The organism is Streptomyces sp. NPDC007856, assembly GCF_042868225.1.
In the GTDB taxonomy this organism is placed as follows: Bacteria; Actinomycetota; Actinomycetes; order Streptomycetales; family Streptomycetaceae; genus Streptomyces.
Map to the genome: position 1 here is coordinate 1 of NZ_JBIAEC010000079.1, position 4101 is coordinate 4101.

A 4101-nucleotide genomic window follows, 5' to 3' on the forward strand; every position below is an offset into this window, starting at 1 on the left:
ATACCGGCGGCGCGGGGCGTGGATGAACTATGCGCCGCAGTGTGCCGAGCTGGCCGACGCCAAGGGTGAGCATCCGTGGTTGAGGGCGGCTCCGTCGCACGCGTTGCAGCAGACGCTGAAGGATCTGGACCGGGCCTGCCGGGATCACGGCACGTTCACGGTGCGGTGGCGGTCGAAGGCGCGTTGGTCGCCGTCGTTCAGGTTTCCCGACGCCAAGCAGATCGGCGTGGAGCGGCTGGGGCGCAAGTGGGGCCGGGTCAGGCTGCCGAAGCTGGGCTGGGTCCGGTTCCGCTGGTCCCGTCCCCTGGGCGGTGAGATCCGTTCCGCGACCGTGTCCCGCAAGGGTGGTCGGTGGTTTGTGTCGTTCCTCGTGGACGACCAGGCTGCCACTTGCGTGGAGCACGCCGTGCCCGGTACCGCCGTGGGCATCGACCGGGGGGTCAGGACCGCCGTCGTCACCTCGGACGGCGACTTTTACGACCGGCCGTTCATCACGGCCGGCGAGATCGTCCGGTACCGGCGGCTTGAGCAGCGCCTCGCCCGGTCGAAGCGTGGCAGTGCGAACCGTCACAAGACGATCACGGCCATGGGCCGGATCATGTCCCGGGTGTCCAACCGGCGTGGGGACTTCTGCGCGCAGACCGCCGTCCGGATCGTCGCGAAGAACGCCCTGGTGGTCCTCGAAGACCTGCGGATCAAGAACATGTCCGCCAGCGTGTCCGGCACCGTGGCCGAGGCCGGCCGCAACGTCCGCCAGAAGGCGGGGCTCAACCGGGCCATCCTGGACAAGGGGTGGCACCGCCTCGAACTCGCCCTTGCCAACGCCGCCCGGTCCACGGGCACGCGCGTGGTGAAGGTCAACCCCGCGTACACGTCGCAGCGGTGCTCCGCCTGCGGCTTCGTCACCGGAGAAAACCGTGAGAGCCAAGCGGTCTTTTGGTGCAAAGCCCAGGGCTGCGGACACCGCGACCATGCCGACGTGAACGCCGCGAAGAACATCAAGGCCGCAGGACATGCGGTCTCGGCCTGTGGAGACCTCGGCACCAGCCGGTCCGTGAAGCAGGAACCCGTAGGCCGGGCGACCGGCCGAACCCCCTCATAGGGGAAGCCCCGGGCTTCAGCCCGGGGAGGAAGTCAACGACGTCAGGTCCCGTACACCGAGCGGACGTTGGCGCGCGGCGGCGGGGCGTGCCGGGCCGCGGGGCCCTTCGCGAAGGTGCGCAGGAGGTTCTCCGTGGTGCGGGTCACGAAGGCGCGGGTACGGGCGTCCATGCCGTGGTCGCGCCCCAGCATGCCGGTCCCGGCCACCAGGCCCTCCACCCAGCGCATGGTGCCGCTCGCGAACACGCCGGCGCCACTGGAGGCCGTGTAGTACGCCGTGTCGCTGTGGCTGGCCCGCCCGCCGCAGACCAGCGGGGAGTGCGCGATGATCTCCAGCGGCTCCGGGGTGGGAGCGCCGGGGGTGATCCGGTCGTACTCCACACCGACGAGATGGGCGAAGGCGTCGCCGGAGCGGGCGCCGGTGCCCTCGTACAGCCAGTGGTCGGCGGCCCCGACGACATAGGGGGCGTCGACCGGATAGCCCTCGTAGAGCACGCCGGTCAGGGAGGACTCCGGATCCGCGGCGGGCGGGAGACGGTAGTCGGTGGTCACCAGGGCCGGCTGTGAGCCGTAGCAGGGGTCGGCGCGGTAGGCGGTCTTGTAGCAGACCACCGTACGGTTGTCCGCACTCTCCCCGGCCTCCAGCCGGACCCGGCGGAAGCAGGTGTTCGCGCCGAGGAAGGCGAGGTTCGTACCGGCGTCCCGGGCGGCGGTCACATGGGCCCGCTGCTCCGGCGTCCAGTACTCGTCGTGGCCCAGGCAGACGACGGCGTGCGCGCCGCGCAGCACCGCGGGGTCCCGGTGCACGTCCATGCCGGTGGTGTAGGCGAGCGGGATGCCGAGCCGCTCGGCCAGTACCACCAGCGCCCACTCGTACACCTGGAACTTCTCGGCGCCCTCACCGTCGTAGGGGCGGTCGAAGCTCACCGCGAGCGAGCGGGTGGCATAGGCTCCGGACGCGCCGTTGTAGAGGCTGCTGCCGCCCCAGCGGTTGTACGCCTGCCAGGTGGCCGGGGCGTGCAGCAGGACCGTACGGCCCGTGCCGTCGGTGGAGCGGACGATCAGCGGAACGTACCGCTGGTGGCCGGTGTCCGCCTCCAGCCGCAGCAGATAGGCGCCCTCGGGCCAGCCCGAGGTGTCCACCGGCAGCGTCACCGGCCAGTCGGCGAGCACCGTGCGGGTCGCGGACAGCACGCGCGGCGCGGGCTGGGCGCGGCCGGGTATGCGCCCGGACGCCCAAATCCTGCGGGCCTGCTTGCCGCCGTACCAGCCGACCCGGAACGCCGAGACCCGGAACGCGGCGGCGGTGGTGGACACATGCAGGCCGAACTGCTCGCCCGGGGTCACACTCACCCGGTCCGTGTAGCCGGCCACCGCGTCCGGCGGGCCGGTGGAGGCCAGACGCCAGTCGGCGGTGCCCGGGGCGTCCCGCTCCGCCTCGGGCCGCAGCCGCCCGGCCGGAGCCGCGGTGGAGTGCGGATGCGGCGGTGCCGCCGTGCACGCGGCCGCCGTGCCCAGGCCCAGCCCCGCGGACAGGACGAGGAAACGCCGGCGGCCGAGGCCGTCCGACGGCGTGGTGTCGTGCGCCGGAGCCACTGCACCTCCCGGATGTGTGTCGGCTCCAGCGTTCCGGCGCCCGCGCGGCCTGCGCAACCCGCGAGAGTCGCGGGAACACCGGTCGGCAGGCCGCGCGAGCGCGTGTGGCCGGGCCGGCGGCGATACGGCCGAACGGGTGATGCCGTGGGGCGCGGTCAGGTGCGGAAGCCGATGTGCACATGGTCGTGATGGGTGGCGTCGCTGAAGAACTGACCGGCACCGCCGCCCGACAGCAGTACCGGACCGCCCACGTTGTACGACCCGGCGGCCGCCGCGTCCCGCATGAACCGCTCGATCAGGCTCCGGGGGGTCGCCGGGTCGACGACCGCGTGGCCGTCGATGCGCCACACGTCGAAGGCCCGGCCCCGCGGATGGTCGCTGGGCCGGCCGGTGCCGAACACGTTCAGCGGATGCCCGGAGCGGACGACGCTCACCTCCAGCCGGTACGTCCGCGCCAGCGCGAGCATCGCCTTCGCCACACTGGTGTGCACCTGACCACTGCGCAGGTCGGCCACGGCGGCGGGCGGCAGCACGATCCGGTCGTCGGACAGCACGCTCCGGATGTCCGGCGCAGGCGACCGGGCGGCCGGCCCCGGGCGCGCCGGATGCAGGGCGTCGACCGTCCAGCCCGCCCCCGACCGGGAGAGGCGCACGTCGACCGTCGTCCCCCCGGCGCTCACCGTGCCGGCGCGCCGGGTCCACTGCCGGCACACCACCAGCACGCTGGCCGACCGGGACAGAATCCCGCCGTACTGGGCGTCCACTACCTGCAGCGCCGCCTGGTCGGCCGTCGGCAGCAGCGGCCCGGCCTGGCCGGCCAGTGCCGTCGGCAGGCCGAGCGCCGCGACCCTGGCCCGTGCCGCCGCCGCGCCGCCGTGCCCGCCGGCCCAGGCGCCGATCGCCTCCACCAGCTGCACGGCGCGCAGTTTCGCGGCCGGTTGGACCTCGGCGGACGTGGGCCGCCAAGGGGTGGTGCGCGGCAGGGCGGGGGAGGGCGACGGCGATCCGGTGCCGGTCGAGGACCGCTGGGACGGGTGTGCGGCAGTGGGCGTATGGGACGGGTGTTCGGCCGGGGCCCTACGGCCGGAACAGCCCGCAGCGCCGAGCGCGGCACCGGCGAGGGCCGCCAGCACGGTACGGCGGCCGGGCGGGGGAGCGGCGGGCACACGAGTCCGGGTCATACGGCCCAGTGTCGCGCGGCACGGGGGCGGCGAGCGCGAGCGGGCACGGGCGGGCACGGGCGTCGACCTCGCGCTGTCAGCCGTCCGAGGGAGGCGGTAGCGTCCTCGGCATGCTTGGCCGGATCTCTTGAGCGCAAGCCGCGTCCCCTTCAGGACTGGGTTGGCTCATCCCTGGCGCGGAGCCGCGTAGCGGCGGAGTTCGCTGTGTTGTCGGTGGTGTGCA

Annotated in this window: 3 protein-coding genes; 1 reads left to right on the plus strand and 2 read right to left on the minus strand. The window is 73.7% G+C overall.

Translation table 11 applies throughout. The features are described from left to right. A partial coding sequence (locus tag ACFYOH_RS44420) for an RNA-guided endonuclease InsQ/TnpB family protein (protein WP_388637960.1) occupies nucleotides 1-1102 on the plus strand: 1102 nt, incomplete at its 5' end. 41 nt (nucleotides 1103-1143) lie between these two features. On the opposite strand, the gene ACFYOH_RS44425 is transcribed toward ACFYOH_RS44420, so the two are convergent. After that, on the minus strand, nucleotides 1144-2697 hold the full coding sequence (locus ACFYOH_RS44425; protein ID WP_388637963.1) for a N,N-dimethylformamidase beta subunit family domain-containing protein: 1554 nt from the start codon (nucleotides 2695-2697) through the stop codon (nucleotides 1144-1146). Nucleotides 2698-2852: 155 nt separating this feature from the next. Further along, complete coding sequence (locus tag ACFYOH_RS44430) at nucleotides 2853-3878, minus strand: hypothetical protein (RefSeq protein WP_388637967.1); 1026 nt, start codon at nucleotides 3876-3878, stop codon at nucleotides 2853-2855. Nucleotides 3879-4101: the final 223 nt, after the last annotated feature.

What these genes read in the sequence shown, in the direction of transcription:
- ACFYOH_RS44430 (WP_388637967.1), bottom strand. Translation starts at nt 3,878, where the DNA reads ATGACCCGGACTCGTGTGCCCGCCGCTCCCCCGCCCGGCCGCCGTACC.